Annotated in this window: 2 protein-coding genes and 1 pseudogene; 2 read left to right on the top strand and 1 reads right to left on the bottom strand. The window is 64.1% G+C overall.

The features are described from left to right. A pseudogene (locus EN879_RS33310) lies at nucleotides 1-279 on the bottom strand (keto-deoxy-phosphogluconate aldolase); the annotation flags it as partial. A 311-nt stretch (nucleotides 280-590) separates the two neighbouring features. On the opposite strand from EN879_RS33310, the gene EN879_RS33305 reads away from it, so the two are divergent. Together EN879_RS33305 and EN879_RS33300 are read left to right on the top strand one after the other, a co-directional pair. Then, nucleotides 591-1,511, top strand: coding sequence for a rhodanese-related sulfurtransferase (locus tag EN879_RS33305; RefSeq protein ID WP_013529741.1), 921 nt, complete (start codon nucleotides 591-593; stop codon nucleotides 1,509-1,511). Nucleotides 1,512-1,626: 115 nt separating this feature from the next. After that, the coding region (locus tag EN879_RS33300; protein ID WP_127274576.1) for a DUF533 domain-containing protein at nucleotides 1,627-2,092 on the top strand (466 nt) is incomplete at its 3' end.

Genomic DNA, 2,092 nt, shown 5'->3' with positions numbered 1-2,092 from the left:
GCTGACGATGAAGCGCGAGCCCGCGGCGGCCGCCTCTTCGAACTGCCTGGCATCAAGAATGGTGCCGGCGCCGACGATGGCTTCCTCGACTTCACCAGCGACCCGCCGGATCGCTTCCAGCGCGTCGGCGGTCCTCAGCGTGATCTCGATCGCAGGCAGGCCGCCGCGCGCCAGAGCGCGGGCCAGCGGCACGGCATTGGCGACATCGGAGATCTTCAGCACCGGGATGACGGGCTGGCCGTTGAGGAGCGACAGAAGTTTTTCGGTCTTGCTGGGCATGTGTCTCTCCGTGGCGTGGGACAATTCAACCGATTAGCAGAAGGCCGTTTTCCTGTCCACGAAACCGGCCGTGTCGCGATGTCACGCGTCGCCCATACTCGCCAAGCCCAAGTTGACAAGGGTGGCTGCCGGCTCGATGGTGCCGACAGCTTTGGTCCCGGTGGCTTTTCAGGATAGGAATTTTTTCTTGACTCCCTGATCTCAGCTATGGTACAAATTCACCCATGGTGCAGATTTGCGCCAGTGACCCGCCGAACAGGATGCCTGCTTTGCCTTGAATCGGCTTGCTCGAGCGTCTAGTGGCTTCGGCGATGACATCACTTCCACTCCTTCGCGTCGCCGCGCTCTACCGGTTTGCCCGGCTCGACGCTTTCGAAGAACTGCGCGCGCCGCTCGCCGCATTCTGCTGCGGGCGCGGCATAAAGGGCACGCTGCTGCTGGCGCATGAAGGCATCAACGGCACCGTCGCCGGCAGCGAGACGGCAATTGCCGAACTGATCGCGTATCTCGAAGCCATCGAAGGGCTTGCCGGACTCGAGGTCAAGTACAGCGCGGCCGCGGACATGCCGTTCCATCGCATGAAGGTGCGGCTGAAGCGCGAGATCGTCACCATGGGTGTCGATGACATCGATCCTTCGAAAAGTGCCGGCACCTACGTCGCGCCGGCCGACTGGAACGCTCTGATTTCGCAGCCCGGCACTGTCATCATCGACACGCGCAACGCCTATGAGGTGTCGATCGGCACGTTCAAGGGTGCGATCGACCCGGCCACCGCAAGCTTTCGCGAGTTCCCGGCCTGGGTGGAAACGCACCGGGCGGAGCTCGAAGGCCGCAAGGTTGCGATGTTCTGCACCGGCGGCATACGCTGCGAAAAGGCAACCGCCTATGTCAAATCGCTCGGCTTCGAGGATGTCTTCCATCTCAAGGGCGGTATCCTCAAATACCTCGAGGAGGTTCCGGCCGAACAGAGCCTCTGGCAAGGCGAGTGCTTCGTCTTCGACGAGCGGGTTTCGGTGTCGCACGGCCTTGCCGAGGGCGACGCGGAACTGTGCCGCGCCTGCCGCCACCCGCTGACGCCGGGCGAGCTGACGTCGCCCAAATTCGCTGCCGGTATTTCGTGCCCGCATTGCTTCGATGCGCGTTCGGACGAGGACCGCCAGCGTTATGCCGAGCGCCAGCGCCAGGTCGAGCTTGCGCAGGCGCGGGGCAGGGGGCCGCATATCGGCTCCTGATCCAGCATCGTGCTGCTGCAAAGCGGCTGCCTGTCATTGCAATGTCAAGTTTCGGGACCTACGTCTTCGACGTTCGAAACCCGCCCGTTGGCCGGGCAAATCCTGGAGGCACTGAATGTTCGATCCCAAGAAGCTTCTCGACGATCTGCTCGGCTCGCAAATCCCCGGCACCAGCGGCACCGTTCGCGACAAGGCGGGGCAGGCCGTGCAGATGGCCAAGGACAATCCGCTGGCCGCCGGTGCGCTGGCCGCGGTGCTGCTCGGAACCGGTACTGGCCGCAACGTGACGGGCGCCGCGGTGAAGCTTGGCGGACTGGCCGCGATCGGCGGCCTCGCCTACAAGGCCTACCAGAATTACAAGGCCGGCAACGCGCCCGCGGAAGCACCGGCGGCCGGTGAACCGGAATTGCTGCCGCCGCCCAAGGATACCCCCTTCCACCCGTCGCAGGCGCCGCAAGGCGAGGACGAATTCACGCTGACCCTGGTGCGGGCGATGATTTCGGCGGCGAAGGCCGATGGCCATATCGACGATGAAGAGCGCCAGAAGATCGCCGGCAAGCTCAGCCTGGCCGGCATAGGCT

The sequence above is a fragment of the Mesorhizobium sp. M7A.F.Ca.AU.002.02.1.1 genome (assembly GCF_003998535.1).
Taxonomy (GTDB): Bacteria; Pseudomonadota; Alphaproteobacteria; order Rhizobiales; family Rhizobiaceae; genus Mesorhizobium; species Mesorhizobium ciceri.
The sequence above is the reverse complement of the archived record's forward strand: the minus strand, read 5'-3'. Positions and strand labels throughout refer to the sequence as shown.

What these genes read in the sequence shown, in the direction of transcription:
- EN879_RS33305 (WP_013529741.1), top strand. Translation starts at nt 591, where the DNA reads ATGACATCACTTCCACTCCTTCGCGTCGCCGCGCTCTACCGGTTTGCC.